Annotated in this window: 24 protein-coding genes; 13 read left to right on the top strand and 11 right to left on the bottom strand. The window is 51.0% G+C overall.

The features are described from left to right. Together ACTF7Q_RS04045 and dnaQ are read left to right on the top strand one after the other, a co-directional pair. The coding region (locus ACTF7Q_RS04045; RefSeq protein ID WP_438996570.1) for a dephospho-CoA kinase at positions 1-333 on the top strand (333 nt) is incomplete at its 5' end. A 54-nt stretch (positions 334-387) separates the two neighbouring features. Beyond that, the gene (dnaQ, locus tag ACTF7Q_RS04040; RefSeq protein WP_438996569.1) at positions 388-1,119 is read left to right on the top strand and encodes a DNA polymerase III subunit epsilon; all 732 of its coding nucleotides are present in this window, start codon (positions 388-390) and stop codon (positions 1,117-1,119) included. Between the two features lie 37 nt (positions 1,120-1,156). Here dnaQ and secB read toward each other — a convergent pair whose 3' ends face one another. Both secB and ACTF7Q_RS04030 read right to left on the bottom strand, forming a co-directional pair. Beyond that, positions 1,157-1,672: a protein-export chaperone SecB gene (secB, locus tag ACTF7Q_RS04035; protein ID WP_438996568.1), complete on the bottom strand. Its 516-nt coding sequence runs from the start codon at positions 1,670-1,672 to the stop codon at positions 1,157-1,159. Positions 1,673-1,860: 188 nt separating this feature from the next. Continuing rightward, positions 1,861-2,430 carry an FxsA family protein gene (locus ACTF7Q_RS04030; RefSeq protein ID WP_438996567.1) on the bottom strand — a complete coding sequence of 190 codons (570 nt, stop codon included), beginning with the start codon at positions 2,428-2,430 and terminating at the stop codon, positions 1,861-1,863. 147 nt (positions 2,431-2,577) lie between these two features. Here ACTF7Q_RS04030 and ACTF7Q_RS04025 point away from each other — a divergent pair, with 147 nt between their 5' ends. The 6 genes from ACTF7Q_RS04025 to ACTF7Q_RS04000 all read left to right on the top strand — a co-directional run bounded on the left by ACTF7Q_RS04025 (position 2,578) and on the right by ACTF7Q_RS04000 (position 7,013). Beyond that, entirely contained in the window at positions 2,578-3,216 is a 639-nt protein-coding gene (locus ACTF7Q_RS04025) for a Tim44/TimA family putative adaptor protein (RefSeq protein ID WP_438996566.1), read from the top strand. Positions 3,217-3,237: 21 nt separating this feature from the next. Next, positions 3,238-3,873: a Smr/MutS family protein gene (locus ACTF7Q_RS04020; protein ID WP_438996565.1), complete on the top strand. Its 636-nt coding sequence runs from the start codon at positions 3,238-3,240 to the stop codon at positions 3,871-3,873. Then, positions 3,870-4,229, top strand: coding sequence for a helix-turn-helix transcriptional regulator (locus tag ACTF7Q_RS04015; protein ID WP_438996564.1), 360 nt, complete (start codon positions 3,870-3,872; stop codon positions 4,227-4,229). Before ACTF7Q_RS04020 ends, ACTF7Q_RS04015 begins: the two co-directional genes overlap by 4 nt. Positions 4,230-4,454: 225 nt before the next feature. Beyond that, positions 4,455-4,997, top strand: a complete 543-nt coding sequence (locus ACTF7Q_RS04010; protein WP_438996563.1) for a GNAT family N-acetyltransferase — start codon at positions 4,455-4,457, stop codon at positions 4,995-4,997. A 22-nt stretch (positions 4,998-5,019) separates the two neighbouring features. Next, complete coding sequence (locus ACTF7Q_RS04005; RefSeq protein WP_438996562.1) at positions 5,020-5,388, top strand: histidine triad nucleotide-binding protein; 369 nt, start codon at positions 5,020-5,022, stop codon at positions 5,386-5,388. A 116-nt stretch (positions 5,389-5,504) separates the two neighbouring features. Then, a complete protein-coding gene (locus ACTF7Q_RS04000; RefSeq protein ID WP_438996561.1) occupies positions 5,505-7,013 on the top strand; it encodes a YifB family Mg chelatase-like AAA ATPase in 1,509 nt (502 codons plus the stop codon). Here ACTF7Q_RS04000 and gshB read toward each other — a convergent pair. The 4 genes from gshB to rsmI all read right to left on the bottom strand — a co-directional run bounded on the left by gshB (position 6,986) and on the right by rsmI (position 9,992). Next, positions 6,986-7,978 (bottom strand): glutathione synthase, encoded by a 993-nt coding sequence (gshB, locus tag ACTF7Q_RS03995; RefSeq protein ID WP_438996560.1) that lies wholly within the window; start codon positions 7,976-7,978, stop codon positions 6,986-6,988. The genes ACTF7Q_RS04000 and gshB overlap by 28 nt on opposite strands. A gap of 8 nt (positions 7,979-7,986) precedes the next feature. Then, positions 7,987-8,604: a BON domain-containing protein gene (locus tag ACTF7Q_RS03990; protein ID WP_438996559.1), complete on the bottom strand. Its 618-nt coding sequence runs from the start codon at positions 8,602-8,604 to the stop codon at positions 7,987-7,989. 87 nt (positions 8,605-8,691) lie between these two features. Then, positions 8,692-9,138, bottom strand: coding sequence for a YraN family protein (locus ACTF7Q_RS03985; protein ID WP_438996558.1), 447 nt, complete (start codon positions 9,136-9,138; stop codon positions 8,692-8,694). Positions 9,139-9,146: 8 nt separating this feature from the next. Then, positions 9,147-9,992: a 16S rRNA (cytidine(1402)-2'-O)-methyltransferase gene (rsmI, locus tag ACTF7Q_RS03980; protein ID WP_438996557.1), complete on the bottom strand. Its 846-nt coding sequence runs from the start codon at positions 9,990-9,992 to the stop codon at positions 9,147-9,149. Between the two features lie 184 nt (positions 9,993-10,176). On the opposite strand from rsmI, the gene ACTF7Q_RS03975 reads away from it, so the two are divergent. Next, positions 10,177-11,925, top strand: coding sequence for a penicillin-binding protein activator (locus tag ACTF7Q_RS03975; protein ID WP_438996556.1), 1,749 nt, complete (start codon positions 10,177-10,179; stop codon positions 11,923-11,925). A gap of 48 nt (positions 11,926-11,973) precedes the next feature. Here the strand turns inward: ACTF7Q_RS03975 and hemW are convergent, their stop codons facing one another. The 3 genes from hemW to rph all read right to left on the bottom strand — a co-directional run bounded on the left by hemW (position 11,974) and on the right by rph (position 14,734). Then, positions 11,974-13,218 carry a radical SAM family heme chaperone HemW gene (gene hemW / locus ACTF7Q_RS03970; RefSeq protein WP_438996555.1) on the bottom strand — a complete coding sequence of 415 codons (1,245 nt, stop codon included), beginning with the start codon at positions 13,216-13,218 and terminating at the stop codon, positions 11,974-11,976. 80 nt (positions 13,219-13,298) lie between these two features. Beyond that, positions 13,299-13,907 carry an RdgB/HAM1 family non-canonical purine NTP pyrophosphatase gene (rdgB, locus tag ACTF7Q_RS03965; RefSeq protein ID WP_438996554.1) on the bottom strand — a complete coding sequence of 203 codons (609 nt, stop codon included), beginning with the start codon at positions 13,905-13,907 and terminating at the stop codon, positions 13,299-13,301. Between the two features lie 89 nt (positions 13,908-13,996). Next, entirely contained in the window at positions 13,997-14,734 is a 738-nt protein-coding gene (gene rph / locus ACTF7Q_RS03960; RefSeq protein ID WP_438996553.1) for a ribonuclease PH, read from the bottom strand. Positions 14,735-14,836: 102 nt separating this feature from the next. Here rph and hrcA point away from each other — a divergent pair, with 102 nt between their 5' ends. Further along, positions 14,837-15,895 (top strand): heat-inducible transcriptional repressor HrcA, encoded by a 1,059-nt coding sequence (hrcA, locus tag ACTF7Q_RS03955; RefSeq protein WP_438996552.1) that lies wholly within the window; start codon positions 14,837-14,839, stop codon positions 15,893-15,895. Between the two features lie 22 nt (positions 15,896-15,917). Here the strand turns inward: hrcA and ACTF7Q_RS03950 are convergent, their stop codons facing one another. Further along, complete coding sequence (locus ACTF7Q_RS03950) at positions 15,918-16,484, bottom strand: hypothetical protein (protein WP_438996551.1); 567 nt, start codon at positions 16,482-16,484, stop codon at positions 15,918-15,920. 245 nt (positions 16,485-16,729) lie between these two features. Continuing rightward, positions 16,730-17,605, bottom strand: a complete 876-nt coding sequence (locus tag ACTF7Q_RS03945) for a hypothetical protein (RefSeq protein WP_438996550.1) — start codon at positions 17,603-17,605, stop codon at positions 16,730-16,732. A 369-nt stretch (positions 17,606-17,974) separates the two neighbouring features. Here ACTF7Q_RS03945 and ACTF7Q_RS03940 point away from each other — a divergent pair, with 369 nt between their 5' ends. The 3 genes from ACTF7Q_RS03940 (at position 17,975) to dnaJ (ending at position 21,970) form a co-directional block, all read left to right on the top strand. Next, positions 17,975-18,724, top strand: coding sequence for a nucleotide exchange factor GrpE (locus ACTF7Q_RS03940; protein ID WP_438996549.1), 750 nt, complete (start codon positions 17,975-17,977; stop codon positions 18,722-18,724). Positions 18,725-18,870: 146 nt separating this feature from the next. Then, on the top strand, positions 18,871-20,784 hold the full coding sequence (gene dnaK / locus ACTF7Q_RS03935; protein WP_438996548.1) for a molecular chaperone DnaK: 1,914 nt from the start codon (positions 18,871-18,873) through the stop codon (positions 20,782-20,784). A 76-nt stretch (positions 20,785-20,860) separates the two neighbouring features. Continuing rightward, the gene (gene dnaJ / locus ACTF7Q_RS03930) at positions 20,861-21,970 is read left to right on the top strand and encodes a molecular chaperone DnaJ (RefSeq protein ID WP_438996547.1); all 1,110 of its coding nucleotides are present in this window, start codon (positions 20,861-20,863) and stop codon (positions 21,968-21,970) included. Positions 21,971-22,033 lie beyond the last annotated feature (63 nt).

Below are 22,033 nucleotides of genomic sequence, written 5' to 3'. Positions count from 1 at the left end.
TTCGTGGTGTTAGATATACCGTTGCTATTCGAAACGGGCGGTGATGAAATATGTGATTATGTGATTGTGACCAACGCCGCTGATGATGTGATCGCACAACGTGCCTTGTCGCGTGCAGGCATGAATGCCGATAAGCTGGCGGGCATTTTGCAAAACCAGATGCCGGCTGCCGAAAAAATCAGCCGTGCCGATCTGGTGCTGGATACAGATATTCCGATCGCCGATACGCGCGCGCAGCTGGAATCATGGCTGGTAGGTCTTGGTTTTAACAAAGATCAGGAGTTTGAAGATGATCGGGCGACATGCGATACACATCAGGCCAAACCTCTATAGCCCTGACCCTGTATATCTACCTAACCTGTAAATCTATAGTTAAAAGGATAATTAATGCGCGAAATCGCCCTTGATACCGAAACCACCGGCATAAACCCACGAGATGGCCATCGTATCATCGAAATTGGCTGTCTTGAGTTGCTGCATCATTTGCCCACCGGAAATAAATTGCATATCTATATCAATCCCGAACGCGAGATTGACGAAGGCGCGGTCAAGGTTCACGGGCTGACCAGTGCGTTTCTGGCCGATAAGCCGTTATTCGCCGATATTGTCGATGAATTTCTGGCGTTTATCGGGGGTGATCCGATGGTGATCCATAATGCGCCTTTTGACATGGGGTTTCTGAATGCCGAGCTAGCCCGGCTTAACAGGCCCGTTTTGCCGATGGATCGCGCCGTTGATACCTTGATGATGGCGCGTAAGAAATTTCCCGGGGCGCAAGCCAATCTGGATGCTTTATGCCGCCGTTTCGAGATTGATAACGGGCATCGTGATCTGCATGGCGCCTTGATCGATGCTGATCTGCTTGCTTCGGTCTATATTGAATTGCTTGGTGGTAAACAGCCAGGCCTTGGATTGGATAATGGCACCCGATCAGGGGCTGGCTCGCGGGCAGAACAAGCTGGAATAGCTGGGTCGGCTGATGCGGCCAATGGCACTGGTCATTTTGCCATGTCCGAGACCGTGATCCGCCCGATTCGTGCACATGCGCCAAGCCCAGAAGAACAAGCAGCGCATGACGCCTTTATTGATGGCATCGAAAATCCGATCTGGCGGCAATAGATGCTGCGGATTATATCGTTGCTAAATTGTTTGGGGTTTAGTGAACTTCACCAGACTCAGCCTGCGCGTCTTGCTGGCGTGCCAGATTATGCTGATAAACAGCGACGAAATCGACTGGCTGGATGTTCAGCGGCATGAAACCACCATCGCGAGTCATGTCGGACACAATGGCGCGGGCAAAGGGGAATAGCAAACGCGGCGCTTCGATCATGATAAGCGGGTTCAACTCATCTTCGGGGGTGTTTGGCGCGGAGACAACGCCAGCATAGGTCAGATCAACAAGGAACAAAGCGGTGTCCTCAGCCTTGGCCTTGGCTGTTAGATTCAGCAGCACTTCAAACTGGCCTTCGCCTATCATCTTGGCGCCAACATTAACGCCAATTTCGACGTCTGGCTGGGCGGTGTTCTCAGTTAGAACGTTTGGCGCGTTCGGATTTTCAAAAGACAGATCCTTAATATATTGCGCGTGCATGATAAGCTGGCGCATCGCCTGGGTGTTTTCGGTAGCGCCGTCGGCAGCAGCTGAATCTGTGGTTTTTGAATTTTTGGCCATTGGAATCTCCGGTTTCGAATTATATCGTCACGCTGTTTATTATAACAGAACGGGCATGATTTGGGGCGGCGCATTAAAGCAATTGGTTATCTATAAAGGCCATCTAACATGAACAGGGTCTGGCCGCAAGATATGGCACCTATGAAGGCCGTCATCATAACGGCTATCAAAATAAAACTGACGCTCTGTTATTTCAGTTTCTTGTCCGATTTTCTGGCTGTTGATCCCTGATCCGGGGTCTTGTCTTCGGCTTCGCCTTCGATGATGTCATTATTATCCCATTGATGCCTATTAGGTGTCGATGATGATTGCTGATGTCTTGATCCAGAATTTGGCCCAAAATGTGAATTATGATTGCTTGAACCTGCATGCGCTGCGCCAGCATAGCTGGTAAAGCGCGCACTTTTGCCAAGCCGTGTCGCCAGCCACAGGCCAGCCACCGTGCGGATACCAGGCAAAAACAGCGCTAGACCTATCGCATCTGTTACATAGCCAGGCAACAGCATAAGAACCGCCCCACATAATAGGCCGATGCTGTCAGCCACTGATTTCATCGGTGGCCGCCCCTGTGCGATATCAGTGCGCAAGCTGTTCATAACCGCGCGTCCCTGGCTTTTCAGCAAGGAAACACCGATCATGGCGGTGACGAAAACACCAAGAATGGTCAGCACAACGCCAACTTCACTACCGATAACAATAAAGGCGCTAATTTCGATCCATCCCCAGATAAAAAAGATTAGCAGGATGATTAGGTTCATATTATTCCTTTGGGTATTTTGTTCCTTTAGGCATGATTTTACCCTATTTAAGCTGGAAACTGGATTTTGTAATACACATATGTCATCTATAGAAGATATTTTCTAGCTTGATATCATGTGAGCTAGCTCAAAAGCACAGGAGACAACGTGCCCTATATAGATATTATCATTTTTGCGGTCATTGCGGTGTTGCTGGTTTTGCGGCTGAAATCGGTGCTTGGTCAGCGCACGGGTTTTGAGCAACCGCAGGAAAAGAAACCCATGCAGGCTGCCAATGACGGGGACGTGGTTCCCTTTCCCAGTAATAAGGATGAAGCTGCTGCGTTAAATGGCCATGGGCTTGAAACGCTACGCAAAGCCGATCGTAATTTTACCGAAGCGGCCTTTCTGGGCGGTGCGACACAAGCTTTCGAGATGGTCTTGCGCGCTTATGCCGAGGGTGATCTGGCACAGCTGAAGCGGTTGCTTGGCTATGATCTGTTGCAAAGCTTTACGCAGTCGATCCAGAAGCGCAATGCGAATAAGGAAAGCCTGACAATTGAGCTGGAGACCATAAAGGAAGCCAGCATCCTTAATATCGCTGTTGTTGATTCGGTTGCTGCGGTCACTGTACATTTCCATTCGGTGCAAACGCGTATCGCGCGTGATGCCGATGAAAATATAATCGATGAAGATGAAAGCCAGTCACAGGAAATCGTTGATATCTGGACGTTCGAGCGTGATCTGACGTTGAATGATCCAAACTGGAAGCTGGTTGAAACTGAAACCGCCGATGACGACAGCTAATGGTGATGGGGAATAATGGTTATGGCCGATGAGCGTGCCAAAACCGATAGAACAGATGAAGACGACCATGTTTTATGGCAACGCGTAACGGCGCTGGTCAAACCGGCGGTTCAGCAAAATCGGCGCTATATTGGGAATGATCTAAATCATCAGGGGCACAATCAAGGTCGTGATGATGGTGGCATGTCACCGTCGAAACGCCCACAAGCGGGCGCAAAACCAAGATCTGCCAATATGGTGGGTTTTGCATTACCAAAGACATCGGCCAACACATCACCCAAAACATCGGCCAAAACATCGCCTGTTGATCTGCGGGCGGGGGAAACCGCCGGTATCGATGGCGGCACGCAAAAACGGCTATTCCGCGGGGATGTGAAAATCGACGCCCGGCTTGACCTGCATGGCTATAACGCAGCCCAAGCGCAACAAAAACTGACCCAGTTTCTAAGTCAAGCCAAAGCATCCGGTTACCGGTGCATTCTGGTTATTACCGGCAAAGGTGCGCGCGGGACAGGTATTTTAAGAAGCGCGGTGCCAGACTGGCTTAAAAGCGCACCACTTTCACAGCTGGTACTGGCGATGGCGCAAGCCAAGCCAAGCGATGGCGGGGCAGGTGCGCTTTATGTGCTGTTGCGCCGCCAGCGTGAACGAAAATGACACCCTTTGGACGTAAAATGCGTCAATTGCGGGCAGATAAGAATGTCACCCAGCAACAACAAGCCGATTTTCTAGGCGTGTCGAAAGCCTATATCTCGGCTTTGGAAAATGGCGCACGAGGCAAGCCTTCAACGGTGCTTGTCGATCAGATATGTGTATGGCTTGGCCTGATCTGGGATGATGCCGAAGACTTGAAGCGATTGGCGACATTATCGCATCCGAAACCAACGATAGATGTGCGCAAACATACGCCTGATGCGGTGATGTTGGCTAATATGCTGGCCCAGAATATCGAACGGCTGGATGATCAGGATTGCCAGCAGCTTTTGACCGCGTTGGAAAAGCGCCTGACATAAATCCCGATATAAATAATGCGATAAAAGTCAAACAGGCGGTTCCAATTTTGTGTTGTTGTGTTAAAAGGTTCGCGAAATAAGTAAATAGGTAGATAATTGATTGCAACAGGTGTGCATATGATTCACCAGTTTAATAATTTTGTAATTCAGCCATATTTATTTTGCATCATGCCGCCCGTTACATAGTCATATGTGTTGCTATGCCCAACATCGAGGATGTTCCGAATGACGCCCGAAATTCTGAAAGATCATGTGGCAAAATTGTCAGTCGAAACAGTAGCGAACCTGACAGCAAGCGACATTAATGAATTATGTGATGCGGCCGAAGAAGCTATTAAATCGGGTGGCGGTTTTGGCTGGTTGACGCCGCCGCCACGTTCGGTGATGGAAGATTACTGGCGTGGTGTTCTAATGATTCCCGAACGGCATCTGATTGCGGCACGCCTTGATAAGATGATTGGCGGCTGTTGCCAGATTGTACGCCCGCCGCGCAATAACGAAGCGCAGTCATTTAGCTGTAATCTGACAACATTCTTTGTCGCCCCTTGGGCGCGTGGTCATGGATTGGCGCAAAAGATGATTGGCGAGGCCGAAGCGCTGGCTAAATCCGAAGGGTTTTCGATGATTAACCTTGATGTGCGTGCGACCCAGAACCGGGCGATCCAGTCCTTTGAAGCTCGCGGTTTCAAACGCTATGCCAGCAATGAATATTATGCCAAGGTCGATGGTAAATATGTGATGGGCTATTATTATCACAAAGCCCTATAGATAATGTAACGGGGGTGATGTAATGGCTTCATATGACGATAATAATATTTTTGCGAAAATCCTGCGCGGCGACATTCCATGTCATAAATGCGACGAGGATGATTTCACCTTGTCATTTCATGATATTGCCCCACAAGCACCCGTGCATGTGCTGGTGATCCCCAAAGGGCGCTATGTGGATTATACCGATTTTGCCAGCAATGCCTCGGCCGCAGAAATTGCAGGCTTTGCTAAGGCAATCCAGCGCGTTGCCGAAAAAACCGGCATCAGTGAAACAGGCTATCGGATTATTTCGAATATCGGTGTTAATGGGCATCAAGAGGTGCCGCATCTGCATATGCATGTGATTGGCGGTGCGCCGACTGGCCCGATGTTGAGCAAACAGGGGTAATCAGACGCTGGGTTTTTCAGTTCTATATTTTCCAGCGCATATCATAAAAATCTAATCAACTTGCGGCAATCTTTTGGCTCATCCAAAATGGTCATTCATGATCACGGATGCCATTTATGCATGCACATATCCAGACAGTTGCCTTTCGCGGCATCGATACGATTGCTGTTGATGTGCAGGTGCATATTGCCAATGGCTTGCCAGCGATGGCGATTGTTGGACTGGCGGATAAATCGGTCGCTGAATCCAAGGAACGGGTACGCGCGGCGCTATCGTCAATTGGCCTGTCTCTGCCGCCAAAACGGATTGCGATTAATCTGGCACCAGCCGATGTTTTGAAAGAGGGTGCGCATTTTGATCTGCCGATTGCGCTTGGTTTGCTTGTTGCAATGGGGGTGATCCCTGCGGATGCGGTGGCTGACCGCGTTGTGTTGGGTGAATTATCATTGAATGGTGCGATTCAGCCAGTATCGGGCGCCTTATCGGCAGCGATTTTTGCCAGTAGCCGCCAGCAGAATCTGATCTGTCCAGCGGCATCGGGTGCCGAAGCGGCCTGGGCTGGTAATATTGATATTCTGGCACCGGCGGATATTCTAGCATTGCTCAATCATGTACGTGGACGTCAAATTCTGCATCCACCTACACCCAAAATAGCGACCAGCCAAAGTCAGTATCCCGATATGGCGGATCTGCGCGGCCAGCTAACAGCACGGCGGGTACTCGAAATCGCGGCTACGGGTGGACATAATCTGTTGCTGATTGGTCCGCCTGGCGCAGGGAAATCAATGCTGGCAGCACGATTGCCCGGATTGCTGCCCCCCTTAACCCCGGAACAAGCGTTGCAGGTGACAATGATTCATTCCATTGCCGGTCAGTTATCCGATGGCGGTTTGATTCGTGACCGTCCCTTTCGTGAGCCGCATCATTCAGCATCGATGGCGGCGTTGGTCGGTGGCGGCATGCGCGCCAAGCCAGGGGAAATATCGCTGGCGCATCATGGGGTTCTGTTTCTGGACGAGTTGGCTGAATTCAGCCGCGTGGTGCTGGATTCGCTGCGTCAGCCTTTGGAAACAGGCAAAGTTGTCGTCGCGCGGGCGAATAATAACTATACCTATCCGGCAGAATTTCAGCTGATTGCAGCGATGAATCCTTGTCGTTGTGGTTATCTGGGTGATCCAGCACGTGCCTGTAGCCGAGCGCCAGCATGTGGACGGCAATATAGCGCCAAAGTATCAGGCCCCGTTATGGATCGTTTTGATCTGATTATCGAAGTGCCAGAAGTGACGCCGCAGATGTTGATGGCTGATGAAGCGGCGGAACGGTCGGCGGTGATTTTTGACCGGATCATGGCCGCGCGCACTGTGGCGATGGGGCGAAGCTGTCAGGCGGATGGCACGCTCAATGCCAAGCTGTCAGGCGATGATCTGGATGCGGCGATTGTGCTGGAAGATGCGGCAAAGACATTGTTGAAATCAGCCCTTGAACAACAGCAATTATCCGCGCGCGCCTATCATAAGATTATGCGGGTGGCGCGCACAATTGCCGATCTGAACGATAGGCCAGAGGTCACGCGCGAACATCTTGCAGAAGCGCTGGCCTATCGGGCAATGCCGTTATTTGCGTAACTCGGATGGATGCGTTCGATCGCATCCCAGGTCAGCGCCGCGATATCTATATCGGATAGACGTAGAATCTCGCGAATGCCTGTCGGCGAAGTGACATTAATTTCAGTGATATAATCGCCGATGATATCAATGCCGACAAATAGTAGCTGGCGCCGGCGCAATTCCGGACCAATGGCGCGACATATGTCGAGATCACGCGCGGTAAGTTCAGTCGCGGCGGCACTGCCACCAACATGGAAATTGGAACGCGCCTCGCCTGTTTGCGGAATCCGATTCACCGCGCCAACAGGCTCACCATCGACAAGAATGACGCGTTTATCGCCTTTGGTCACGGCTGGAATATAGGCCTGTACCATCACCGGTTCACGGCTGGTTGCAAAAAACATTTCCAATAAGGCGCTGAGATTCTGGTCATCTTCGCGCAGGCGGAATACGCCTGCTCCGCCATTGCCAAATAGTGGTTTGACGATAATATCGCGATGCGTTGCCCGAAAGGCGGCAATCGTTGCCGGATCACGGCTTATCAAGGTTGGCGGCATCAATTCAGGAAATAAGGTGACCAGTAGCTTTTCTGGCGCGTTGCGCACCTCGGCTGGATTATTGACCACCATAGTTGTTGGCGGCAGCATTTCCAGCAAATGTGTGGCGGTGATATAAGCCATATCGAAAGGCGGATCCTGGCGCATCAGCACCACGTCAAAATCGGTAAGCGGACGTATCTCGTGGGCACCAACAGCGAAATGATCGCCATCCTGATCAAATAGCTGCAGCGACTGGCCGCGCGCTTCGATGCGAGAGTCATTCAAGCTGAGCTTATCGGGGGTGTAATACCACAGGCTATGGCCGCGTTTTTGGGCTTCCAGGCCAAAGGCAAAACTGGTGTCGCCAGCGATCGCAATCGTGGCTACCGGATCCATCTGGATGGCAATGGAGAGGGTTTTGGGCGCATTTATGGGCGATGTCATGAGCCGGACTAATCGCGTGTATCGCTGGCAAGGCTGATGTAATTGACCACCTGCTGGGCAAAGCGCAAATCCTGCGCATGGGCAATAACCGCATTCATCTCGTCTGTTGAAGCGGCAACGCCTGACAGATATACAATGCCATTCACCACATCAATGCTGAAATTAAGTGATGAAATAGTGCCATCAGTAATCAGCTTGCCGCGCAATTGCGCACTGGCCGCCAGATCCTTGGCTACATCCTTGAGTTTAGAGGTATCGGTGATCTGAATTTCATTGACCACTTCGCGGACACCTTTGATTTCCCATGCCAGCTTGGTGGCCAGCACTTTTTCTTCAGGGGTTTTCACCTTGCCTGTCATCAATACCGCACCATCATTAACAGTCACATCAACAACGGTGCCAAGGCTGGCGTCGTTCTGGATGAATTTGTCATGCAGCTTGGTGAAGATGACGCTGTCAGATACCGATGTCGAAAGCCCTTTTTCCGTCGATGACGCCGCCACCGCAGCCGTGCCAACACCAACCGCAGCCGCTACACAGCCCTGTAGCGCAAGCGATGCCAATAACAGCATACAAGCTGTAAGACGTGTCATTGTTGACATATGAAAAGGGCGTGACGCCTGCATGGACGATCTCCTATTGGGTTTATTCCGGCTTTGGTAAGCCGCTTAAATGTGACAAGTTGTTGCATTATGGTCAAGACCTATAGGGGTTTACCAGGCATTAATAATGGGTATCAAGCGTGACCACAAGGCATGTGGTTTCCGTTCGATCAAAATCACATCAAAGCGGCATTGATGATTATGGTGTTGGGGTGATGCGGCTATGAATAGGGACGCGGCGCGTGTGATGCGTTTTTGCTGGCGTGCTGAAGGGCTGGCATTATGAATGTCCTGCTGGCGGTATTTGACTTCGCAAAAGACCAGCAATGAGCCGCGTTGTGCGATGATATCTATTTCGCCAACATGGCTGTGCCAGCGCCGCGCCAGAATGCGAAAGCCGCGCAACCGATACCATAGGACAGCGCGCGCTTCGGCCAGATGCCCAGCTTTTTCAGCCGCTTTGAATTGGGCGGTCTTTGATGTTTTATGCGGCGATGTTTTATGCGGCGGTTTGTTTACAATCGGCATGTTGGATCCGGTTTGATCTGCGGTGGCCATTATAGCAGTTATTCCTGAATATCAATCGCCAGCTTATATATTTTCTTTCGCGGTTGTCCGGTTATGTCGGTGATGGTCTGTACCGCGTCGCGTACACTGGCTCCTTCAAGCTCGGCGCGGAGCATCTGTTCAATAGTCACATCATCGAACAATGATTCATCTTTCTTGCGGCCTTCTACAAGGATCACCAGCTCGCCTTTTGGCGTGTCGGTGGTGTCATAATGATTGCATAATTCGGTCAAGGTGCCGCGATGGATATGCTCGTGCATTTTGGTGAGTTCGCGTGCGACAACGGCAAGTCGATCGCCAAAAATATCGCGCATCATCTGCAATGTTGTAGAAAGCCGTTTCGGCGTTGCAAACCAGATCGTGGTGAAAGTGAGCGATGCAACCTCGGTCAGTGCATCACGCGCGGCCTTGGACGTTGCCGGGATAAAACCAGCAAACATGAATTTATCAGTTGGTAAGCCCGCCGCCGCCAACGCGGTGATTGGCGCACTGGGCCCCGGAATTGACGTCACGGTGATATTGTGATCATGGCACGCGGCTACCAGCTTGAAGCCGGGATCGGAAATCAGTGGGGTGCCAGCATCGCTGACCAATGCGATATTTTTGCCCGCCAGAAGCTGTTTGATCAGCTTTGGGCGCATCGTATGGCCATTATGGTCATGATAGGCATATAAACGTGCCGCGCTGGATATGCCTGTCAAGGTCAGCAATTTGCGCGTCATCCGCGTATCTTCACAGGCGATTATATCCACTGCTTCAAGACAAGTAGCAGCACGGGGTGAAAAATCACCCAGATTTCCAATCGGGGTGGCCACCACCGATAGCAATCCATAATCATCGCGCATGATTTATCCTGTTTGATATGCTGTATCTTGTCTGCTGTCTTTAGGTTGGAGGCATGATAAGGTTGAACTAAATAGCTACCAAGCGAATAATGACATGCGCAGATGAACCAGCCATGATAAGGATGACATATTGGGAGGCATTATGGCTAAGCCTTGGCGTTTATTATTTTGTGTAGTGATTGCTATGACAATGGCAAGTTGCGGGTCGCCGACCACACCCAGACCGGTTGCGTCGGTGCCGGTTGTGACGCCAACGCCCGAACCCAAGCCCGACGCCGGATCAGATATTGTGCTGAGTGCCGAAAGTGAAGCCGCACTGGCAACCGCTGCCGCCCAAAAATCGCGGATCACTGAAAATGACGCGATCCGTATCACCCCTGCCTCAAAGGCTGATCCCACCAAGATAGACTTGCTGCAAAAATTGATGGTGCCTGATCCCCGCCCCGAAGATGCGCCTGTATCGGATATGCGGCTTCAAGGTGATAGCGTGTCAGATGATAATCGGTCGGATAATAACCAGCCAGAGGACGCCAAACCAGATACGCTAAACCCGCTTGATGTGATCGTTAATGATCTGGCGGATAGCATTTTAGAAGAAGATGAAGCGACCGCCATGGCCAAGGCCGCGATCGAAGCCGAAATGCAACGCGAATCGACGATTAATCAGATTATCTGGCAAATCCAGTCTTCAGCGCCTAAACAGATACCCGAAGCCCCCGCGCCGGTAACTGAAGGCCCCGATCCGTCGCTTGCCGATGAAGCTTTGAATGCTGCTTTTGCCTTGCTGGCAAATAAAATTCCGGTGCCGCCAGATGATGATGAGTTTGTATTACCAGCAAAAGACCCAGACCGTCTGCGTGTTGCCTTGATGGCACCGTTAAGCGGTACGCATAAGCAATTTGGCGAGGAATTGCGTAAAGGTGCCGAACTGGCATTATTCACAATTGCCAATCCGAAGGTCGAAATGCTGATCTATGATACGGCTGGTGATGGCAAGAACGATAGCAAAGTGATTGATAGTAAGGCGATTGCTTTGGCCGCCGCACAGGCGATACAGAATGGTGCTGATATTATCATTGGCCCGCTATTTACAGAATCGGTCGAGCAGGTGAAACGGATTGCCGATTTTAATGCCGTTCCGATGATCGTGTTTTCGAATAATGTAGATGTCGCGGGCCCGCAAAGATGGGTCATGGGCTATTTGCCTGAACAACAACTTGATTCGCTTTTGGGCTTTGCGGTTGCTGATGGGCGAGAGACGTTTGCGATCCTTGCCGAATCGACAGCTTTCGGCAAGCGGCTGGCCGCTCATGCGAAATCACGGCTTCAGGAATTCGGTTTCAAAACCGAGGAAATAGCCATTCTATCTAGAGATGACCTGGCTGACGAAGCGATGCTGAAACGTAAAATTCGCACTTTCGCGCGTTATCAGGAGCCAAAGGATGATGAGGACATATTGGTTACCAAGGCACCTTATGACGCGGTGGTTTTTGCTGGCGGTCCGTCCTTTGCGCTGCGCACCGCGCCGGTGCTGGCTTATTATGATGTCGGCCCCGATAATAGCCTGTATCTAGGAACAGCTTTATGGAACCAGAACCAGCTTTTGAGCGAACCATCCCTACAAGGCAGTATATTTGCCAAACGCCCAAGCGTGGCCGATCCGGTGTTTGAGGATAATTGGGGGCAAATCTGGCCGCATGACGGAACTGGGCAACTGGCACGGCTGGGATTTGACGCGATGGCACTTGTTTCATCGCTAACCGAGATTGACCGTGCGGAATGGACCGCAAAAATCACCGATGATTCAGGGTTTAACGGCTATAGTGGTGCCTTCCGGTTACAGGAAAATGGCAGTAATGTCCGAGCCTATGAAATTCGCCGGATCTGGGATGGTAAATCCGATATTATCCAGCGCGCGCCCGGAAAAATTTAATCCAGAAAAATCTAACCCGGAAAAATCTAAAAGGACAAGATATATTGGTCACAAAATCAGTTCGGTAAGAATATGGTTTAGCCGGATCGCCCCTGCGTCACTGGTGCGGATATGCAGATTTGCAATGTCAGTATCGGCTTTGATGGCTGTGGTATCAGGTGTAACCAGAAGCCACCCCGCATCATGACATTTGCGCAACCCGTCTATATCAAGCCAGTTATGATAATCGCCGCATGCCGCGCTTACCCGTGCCAATGACAAGCCGGATGCCAGACGTAATCCCATCATCAGCATTTCTGCCGCCCAGTCATTTTTACCGTCAGTGACAAGATTGTCGGTGGCATGCCCGTCTTTGGCAATCGCGTCCAGCCAGCCTGCCGGACTACGCCGGGTGCTGATGCCAATGCGGTGGTCTTGCTTTGTAAAGCGGCTATGTGCTCCTGGCCCGATTCCAAGCCAGTTGCCACTTTGCCAGTAAATCAGATTATGCCGGCAGTCATGCCCAGTTTTGGCATGATTGGAAATTTCATAGGCAGGCAATCCAGCATCGCGTGTCAACATACGGGTGATATCAAATAAGGCGGCGGCATGATCATCATCCAGTGCCATGATTTCGCCGCGCCGTTGGCGCGTATAGAAATGCGTTCCGCTTTCAATGGTCAGCTGATAAAGCGATAGATGATCCAGCCCCAACGCCAAAGCGGTCGATAATTCATCATGCCAGTCTGTGGGCGTCTGGTCGGGGGTCGCATACATCAGATCAATCGACATATTATCAAAAGCCGTGCGCACGGTGGTCAGTGCCTTTCGGGCTTCATCAGCACTATGTTCTCGCCCCAAAAAGGCCAAAATGTCATCACGCAGAGACTGCACGCCCATCGAAATGCGATTGACACCAGCATGATGAAAATCGAGCATTTTGCTGGCCTCTACCGAGGTTGGATTGGCTTCGGTGGTGATTTCGATAGCAGGCATGAAGCCGAAAATATCAGCAGCTGTATCAATGATGCCCTCGACGACAAAGGCAGGCATCAGTGAAGGCGTGCCGCCACCAAAAAAAATGCTGGATAGCGCGGCTGGCTGTTCATATTGATCCGCCATATAGGCCATTTCGGTGCGATAGGCGGCGAGAAACGCATCGGCATCAATATCGGCACTGACATGCGAATTGAAATCGCAATAGGGGCATTTTGCCTTGCAGAATGGCCAATGCACATATAGCCCCAATTGAGATTCCTGTGGGGAAACTTGTGGGGATTCTTGTGATGATGTGGCTTTGGTCTGGTGGTGCATGGCGCCCCTATCCCTGATGGTTAATCATGCCCAGATATCTCATCTTACCCAGATGGCCAATCTTAACCAAATATCTCATCTTATTGGTCAAAACAGCGTTGCAGAAGTTTGGCAAAAGCATCAGCGCGATGACCAATGGCATGTTTTATGTCAGGTTCCATTTCGCCAAAACTCATATCATAGCCATCAGCAACAAAAATGGGATCATAACCAAACCCGTTATCGCCGCGGGGTGGCCAAACAAGATTGCCTGTGACTGTACCTTCGACCGTTTCATCATGCCCGTCAGGCCAGACAATCGATAAAGCGCACATAAAGGCCGCCTGCCGATTGGTTGTGCCGGTGACCGCCAAGGCATCTTCAACCTTGTGCATCGCCATGGCAAAATCCCTGTCCGGCCCTGCCCAGCGTGCCGAATAGATCCCCGGATCCCCGTTCAAGGCTGCCACCGCCAGCCCCGAATCATCTGCTAGTGCCGGTAGGCCAGAGGCCAGTGCCGCCGCGCGGGCTTTGAGAATGGCATTGCCGGTGAAGCTGGTTTCGGTTTCATCTGGTTCATCAAGACCAAGTTCACCTGCCGACACCAGCGTAATATCAAAGCCATCAAGAAAGGCGGCAATTTCGGGAAGCTTGCCAGGGTTATGCGTGGCAATAACCAGTTTTGAGTCGGTAAAGCGGCGCGGTGCCATGATGTTAAATCCTGATGTTAAGTCCTGTGTGGGCTAATGTAACCACATGTTACAAAATGTAACGATGTTATTATGGGGTTGTTATGGGGCTAGCCTGCATTCATTGGGTCAGTCTGCACGGCTTTATCTTGCAACGCGAATAATGTTGTGCCGCCAGCTTCGGCCAGATCAAGCATCGCATTCAGCACATCACGCGAAAACGGCTTTTCTTCGCCAGTTGCCTGAATTTCAACAAGGCCACCATCCGCCGACATGACAAAATTGGCGTCGATCTCGGCATTGCTATCTTCATCATAATCAAGATCAAGCACCGGATTGCCTTTATAGACGCCGCATGAAATGGCAGCGACATTATCAATAATCGGCTGGCGTGTGATGGCACCAGCCAGCAATAATTTTTCACATGCGATCTTGAGCGCCACCCATGCGCCGGTGATCGAGGCAGTGCGGGTGCCGCCATCCGCCTGAATGACATCACAGTCAATTTTTATCTGGCGCTCGCCAAGCGCTTTCAGATCAGTCACCGCACGCAATGACCGGCCAATCAAGCGTTGAATTTCGAGGGTGCGCCCGCCTTGTTTGCCACGGGCTGCCTCACGGTCGCTGCGGGTATGGGTTGACCGCGGTAACATGCCATATTCAGCCGTTACCCAGCCTTTGCCCGAATTACGTAAAAAAGCGGGCACGCGTTCATCAACCGAGGCGGTGCATAGCACATGCGTGTTGCCGCATCGCACCAGACATGACCCTTCAGCATGCAGCGAAAAGCCAGGTTCAAGTGTGATAGAACGAAGCGCATCATAAGCGCGGCCGGATGGACGTGTCATAGGTCGGTTCCCATATAATGGTCAGCGCTGTTTAAGGCTGACATGCGTGATTAATAGATATGCAGATTGACCTGCGTTAGTGAATCATTTTAGATTTTCTTTATGACGGAAGCTAGCATAAAGGGGCTTACCCCCCGCGCCCTTGATATTTTTCATACTTTGGTAAGTGCCTATCTTGATGGTGGGCAGCCAGTGGGATCGCGTACGCTGGCTAAATTATCGCCCTATGATCTGTCGCCAGCTTCGATCCGCAATAATATGAGTGATCTTGAAGAGGCTGGATTGTTGTTTTCGCCGCATATCTCGGCAGGGCGAATCCCAACGCAAAGCGGCCTGCGGCTGTTTGTCGATGGGTTGATGGAATATGATGTCAATCTAGCCGAAGATGAACAAAGTTCAATCGATGGCGAATGTGCCGCCCGCGGAATCAGCGTCAGTGAGTTGCTGGAAAAGACCAGCAAGACGCTGTCTGGCCTGTCAAAATGCGCATCGCTGGTACTATCGCCGTCAAGCGATGCCGGGCTACAGCATTTTGAATTTGTGCCAATCGGCGATAACCGCGCGCTGGCGGTGCTGGTGCGCGCTGATGGCCAGGTGGAAAATCGGCTGATTGATCTGCCTGTTGGGGTGCCTGCCAGCTTGCTGACACGTGCCAATAATTATATGAATGCAAAGCTTGAAGGCCATAATATGGCGGCGGCCATGCAGATGATCCGCAGTGAGATCGCCGCGAATAAAGCCGAAATCGATGTGCTGACCGCGGCGCTTGTCGAACAGGGGCTGGGCTTATGGTCGGATGGCAAAGGCGACGAGGGCGCAGCCTTGATTTTGCGTGGCCATTCGATCCTGCTTGAAGATGTGCAAGCTGGCGATGATCTGGCGGAAATCCGCAGTCTGTTCGACGCGCTGGAAGCCCGCGAAAATGCCCTGCGTCTGCTGGATGCGACAAAACAGGGTGACGGCGTGCAGATTTTCATCGGTGCCGAAAATAATCTGTTCAGTAACACCGGATGTTCAATGGTGATCGCGCCCTATCATAATGCCAGTCGTTCGATCATCGGTGCTATAGGCGTGATCGGCCCGCGGCATATGAATTATGCCAAAATTATCCCGATGGTCGATTATACCAGCCGTGCGATTGCCAGGGTGCTTGGCCAGTAACCTAAAAGCGGCTGGGTGGCGGCTAGATGGCGGCTGATAGTTTGGCCAATGTCTGATGCCAGAACAGGATAAAGCGCTGGCCTAGCTGATCGCTTAGCGCTGCCAGACTCTCAAGATCAAGCGCAATCATGTTCCGGGATAGTAATACGCCAAGCGCGACACCAACGCCAATGCCAATCGCAATCGCTATTGCCAGAATGCTGACCGGCATATGGGTGCGGGGTTTAGCGGCTGGCCGCGATGCGCTAAAGGCTTTGGGCGGTGGTTTCACCTCAGGCGGTTTGATGTCCATTGGTAGGGGCGGCAGATCAGCATGGCAGGCTGGACAGCTGAATTTATGGCGCGCGCCAGCGGTGTCACAATCGGGAATCAGAACCGGTATATCGCAATGCGCGCATTCAATTTGACGGTTTGATCGGGTTATTATGCGATCACCAGGCGGCGTCGGGTTATTTGGATCATCTGGATCGGGTGGCGGCGCAAAGAAAAACCCACCACAAGCATGACAGGCAATTGGCATATTTTCATAGTGGCTCAAGGCATTCGGGATGTTGGCTTCATCATCACAATGCGGGCATTTCAAGAGCATCTTGTCGTCCTTTAGCAACCAGATCAGATTACGGCATCATGCCATCAAATAAGGGCATATCATATGATGCGCATATCATGTGCGCATTTACGATATTTCTGAAATCATAATATGTAACCATGGGCATAATATGTAATAGCGGAGAAAAATGAAAAAGACGTTAATGCGGTTATGAAATAGGCTTATGGAATGCCATTATGGTTTGGCATTTGGATATGCGCCAGAATCAGACCTAGTGTTAGGCGTTAGCGATCAGATGGGGTGGATTTGGCCTTATCATCATGCGTTGCTCGCAATTCGTCGAGTGTGCTTTTGACGGTCGATTGCACAAGATTGGATAATTCTTCGCGAATCACCGATTTAACCGTATTGGCGACGATTTTATTAAGATCATCAAGATCAATCGCCGCGGCCGCTTTGGTCGATGCACCAGATTGTGCGGGTGTTCCGGATACTGGTCCGGATATTGGCGCGGGATCAGCGTTAGCGCCATGATCGGCTGGTGCGGCTAGTACTGCGGCGGGTTCGCTTGCATCAGTTGGTTCACTTGTTTCGGCATTGCCAACAGCTTCGGCAATGTTGGCCATCACGCTTTCGATCCGTTCATTACCAGCGACAACTTTATCTAGCGGGGTGGTCGCGACAATATCATCAACAGCCTTTTTGACAACATTTTCAAGCTCGGCATCGGAAATCTGCTGGATGTCACCAGCATAATTGGGAACCGGCGGGGTGTCGGGCAATACGGGTGCGGCGGGTAATGCAGTTTCGGGCTTTGTTTTGATTTTGGCTTTATCGTTATCGCTATCGTCATCAAGGTTGGCCGCCATGGCGCTGAGCATTTCGATGCGGTCAAAGACCGCGGCGGGCAGTTGTGTTATTTGTTCCGGATTAAGCTGATCCAAAGGGGACATATCCTGTGCCCTAGGATCGGGCTGGGTATGATCAGGCTGGGTATCTTGGGGGGCTGTTGTTACCGGACGGGCGGCCACAGGAATATCAGGTTTTGCCACAGGCGGCGCAGATTTTACAATAGCAACCATCGGCACACCATCATTGATGACCGTTTCTGCCTCTTTATAAAGCGCTTCAATAGATTTTAACGCCGCGGTGCCACGCATGTTTGACCAATCTGTTCATTATTCAAAAGATATCATCACTAAAATTACGCCTAAAGGATTAAGCGTCTTAAGATTAATAATCTAATTACTACGTCATATTTTTGTCATGTTGTCACCTTTTTACACGCTGTAAGGTGCTGGTAAATTGACAGATAGCTTAATATGGGCGCGTTACCCCCCCAAAAACGGTAATAAAGACTAGATAATTATCCATAAAACCAGCTTTTTACGGCCGTTTTTTAAGGAAATTAGCCAATAAAATGCACGAAGTGCGACATTCTTGCACATTTCCTGGCTCTTGCCTCTTGGATAGGCGCATAAAGATGCCTAAATACCGATACAACATCTGATTCGCCTAAAGGACCACCGATGAACGAGAATGCTAAAGATGAAAACGCTGTCAAAGATGACGATATCGCCAAAATGACAGCCACACAGGATAATGCCGACTCGCAAACAGTCCTGCCTGATGATGGCAGTCTGGAAGCAGTGCTTGCTGATGCAATCGAATCAGCCCCGCCTGCTGATAGTGACGGGGCGGATGATGACGGGGCGTCGTTAGATCCGTATGACCAGCTTTTGGCTGAACGCGATGCGCTGAAAGATCAGCTTTTGCGGGCATTGGCCGAAAGTGAAAATACCCGCCGCCGCAGTGAACGTGATGTGCAGGCTGCCAAGAAATATGGCCATACTAGCCTGGCGCGTGATCTTGTTGGCGCTATTGATAATCTGGCGCGGGCGCTGGATATCATGAAAGATGATGAATTCGAGGCTGGTAGCCTTAGCGAAGCCATGACCAATGTAGTCACAGGTATCGAATTGAGCTGGACGGAGATCATGTCGATTACCGAAAAGCACGGCATCAAGCAGATCAATCCGGTAGGTGAAAAGTTCGATTATAATTTTCATCAGGCCATGTTCGAAGTGCCGACAGCCGACACGCCACCAGGCATGGTCGTCGAAGTTCTGCAACATGGTTATGTGTTACATGACCGGTTATTGCGTCCAGCCATGGTAGGCGTATCCAAGGCCCCTGAAGCGGCGGCCGAAAGCGATGCCAGTCAAGCCAAAGTGGAGGATAGCGCCGACAATGATGACGCAGACATCAAGGGCGCATGATGCCCCTTGTATGACAAGATTTCACAACTATATGACTGATATAACCGACATTTAATTCACCAAGCGGGCGGAACAAGCGATCGCAAGTGAGATTAAGAGGCGCTAGCCAGTCGTAAGCAGCACCTCTAGGACGAAAGGAGATTAGAATGGGAAAAGTAATAGGAATTGATCTGGGGACAACAAATTCATGCGTAGCCGTGATGGATGGTTCCGAAGCCCGCGTTATCGAAAATGCCGAGGGCGCACGCACAACACCGTCGATGGTGGCCTTTGTCGATAATGAAGAAAGACTGATCGGTCAGTCGGCAAAACGCCAAGCTGTGACCAACCCCGAAAACACATTATTTGCGATTAAGCGCCTGATTGGCCGCCGCAAAAGCGACAAGGTCACAAAGGATTTCGCCAAACTTGTGCCTTATGATCTGGTGGCTGCCAAAAATGGTGATGCCTGGGTCAAGGTTAAGGATGAAGAATATTCACCAAGCCAGATTTCAGGTTTTGTTCTGCGCAAGTTGAAAGAAGATGCCGAAGCCTTTCTAGGCGAAAGCGTCACCCAGGCTGTGATCACCGTACCAGCCTATTTTAATGATGCCCAGCGTCAGGCCACCAAAGATGCAGGCAAGATTGCCGGTTTGGAAGTTCTGCGTATTATCAATGAGCCAACCGCGGCGGCTTTGGCCTATGGGCTTGAGAGAAAAGAGTCTGGCTTGATCGTCGTTTATGACCTTGGTGGTGGTACGTTTGACGTGTCTGTGCTGGAAGTTGGCGATGGCGTGTTTGAAGTCAAATCAACCAATGGTGACACATTCCTTGGTGGTGAAGATTTCGACCATAGCATCATCGATTATCTGGCGGATGAGTTCAAGAAAAGTGATGGTGTTGATCTGCGCAATGATAAGCTGGCATTGCAACGGCTTAAAGAAGCGGCCGAAAAAGCCAAGATCGAACTGTCTTCATCATTGCAGACCGATGTGAATCTGCCGTTTATCACGGCGGATGCGTCAGGTCCGAAACATATGAATATCAAGCTGACCCGCGCCAATCTGGAAAAGCTGGTAAGCAAACTGGTTCAGCGTACCTTGAAGCCATGTGAAGCGGCTTTGAAAGATGCTGGGGTGAAAGCTAGCGAGATTGACGAAGTTATTCTGGTTGGTGGTATGACCCGGATGCCTAAAATCATCGAGACGGTGACCGAATTCTTTGGCACCGAACCGCATCGCGGCGTAAATCCGGATGAGGTTGTGGCATCGGGCGCGGCGATTCAAGCTGGTGTTCTGACTGGTGACGTGAAAGACGTTTTGCTGCTTGATGTGACACCATTGTCACTGGGTATCGAAACATTGGGCGGTGTCTTTACCCGTCTGATCGATCGCAATACGACAATTCCAACTAAGAAAAGCCAGGTCTTTTCAACCGCGGATGATAATCAATCGGCGGTCACAATCTCAGTCTATCAGGGCGAGCGTGAGATGGCGACAGACAACAAGCATCTTGGCCAGTTCAATCTGGAGGGTATCTCGCCAGCAGCGCGTGGTGTGCCGCAGATTGAAGTGACTTTTGACATTGATGCGAACGGTATTGTCAAAGTTAGCGCCAAAGACAAGGCAACCGGCAAAGAACAGGAAATCCGCATTCAGGCCTCAGGTGGTCTGGATGATTCCGAAATTGACCGCATGGTTAATGAAGCTGAAGAAAATGCCGAAGCCGATAAGCAGCGTCGTGAAGAAGTCGAAACCCGCAATCAGGGTGAGGCATTGACGCATGGCGCACAAAAGGCAATCGATGATCTTGGCGATAAAGCAGATCCGGATGCCAAGGCCGAAGTCGAGGCAGGCATTGATGCTTTGAAAGAGGCGCTTGAAGGTGACGATATGGACGCGATCACATCGAAATCTGCCGAACTGTCACAGGCGATGATGAAGATGGGTGAAGCGGCGTATGCCGCCGGTCAGGATGAGGAAGCCGCTCCAGAAACCGCGTCAACCGACTCCGCTGACGAAACCGTTGTGGACGCGGAATTCGAAGAAGTCGATGGTGACGCTGACGCCAAAAGCAAATAACACTTAAACTTAAACAAGCGCTGGGGTAGGTTACACTCCAGCGTTTTTTCTAATTCACACGGCATCGGCACTTACCATGAGTAAACGTGATTTTTATGAGATTCTGGGCGTATCCAAAGACGCTGATGAGAAAGCCCTTAAAGTTGCTTATCGGAAGCTGGCGATGGAAAATCATCCCGATCGCAACCCCGATAACGAGGCGGCGGCTGATCGTTTTCGCGAAGCCAGCGAAGCCTATGACGTTCTGAAAGACCCGCAAAAGCGCGCGGCCTATGACCGAATGGGTCATGCTGCCTTTGATAATGCGGCTGGCGGCGGTTTTGGCGGCGGCGGTTTTGGCGGCGGTGGCTTTTCCGATATTTTTGACCAGATGTTTTCGGAATTTTCTGGCGGAGGTCGGCAACCAGATACCAGCGGTAATGATCTGCGCTATGATATGAGTATCTCGCTTGAAGATGCCTTTAGTGGTGTGCAACGCGATATCAGCATTCATGTGCCGGTCAGCTGCGATAGCTGTTCGGGATCTGGCGCGGCTGAAGGCAGTAAGCCAAGCACTTGTGGCACATGTGGTGGTTCAGGCCGGGTGCGCGCCCAACAAGGATTTTTCGCTGTTGAACGTACCTGTAGTGCCTGTCAGGGTATGGGTCAGGTGATTTCAAACCCATGTGATACATGCCGTGGCGATGGCCGCGTGCAGCAGCAAAAAACGCTGGCAGTGTCAGTGCCTGCGGGTGTTGATAATGGCACGCGCATCCGTCTGACGGGTAAAGGCGAAGCCGGAAGCCGTGGTGGGGCGGCAGGTGATTTGTATATTTTCATCAATATCAACCCGCATCCGATATTTACCCGCGATGGCACCAATGTCATGGCCAAGATACCAGTGCCGATGACGGTGGCGGCCTTGGGCGGCACGATTGATGTGCCGACGCTGGCAGGCAAAATGACACGTCTGACGATTGATGCCGGCACCCAGTCAGGCCGACGGTTCCGTATGCGGGGCAAAGGCATGCCTGCTTTGCGGCGTGGTAACACAGGTGACCAGATTGTCGAAGTGCAGATCGAAACGCCGACAAATCTGACCAAAAAGCAAAAAGAGCTGCTGACAGCCTTTTCAAAAGCAGGTGAAACTAGCCCTGAATCAACCAGCTTTATGGAGCGCGTCAAGCGCATATGGGCTGAAGATTAGTTTATCCGAACCCACGCCCGCCGCATGATTTATAAGATATTGAATTAGGTGCACATACGCCGT

The sequence above is a fragment of the Puniceispirillum sp. (SeqCode) genome, from assembly GCF_965657105.1.
Taxonomy (GTDB): domain Bacteria; phylum Pseudomonadota; class Alphaproteobacteria; order Puniceispirillales; family Puniceispirillaceae; genus Puniceispirillum.
Note: the sequence above shows the minus strand (reverse complement) of the source record. Positions and strands in the feature narration are given on the sequence as shown.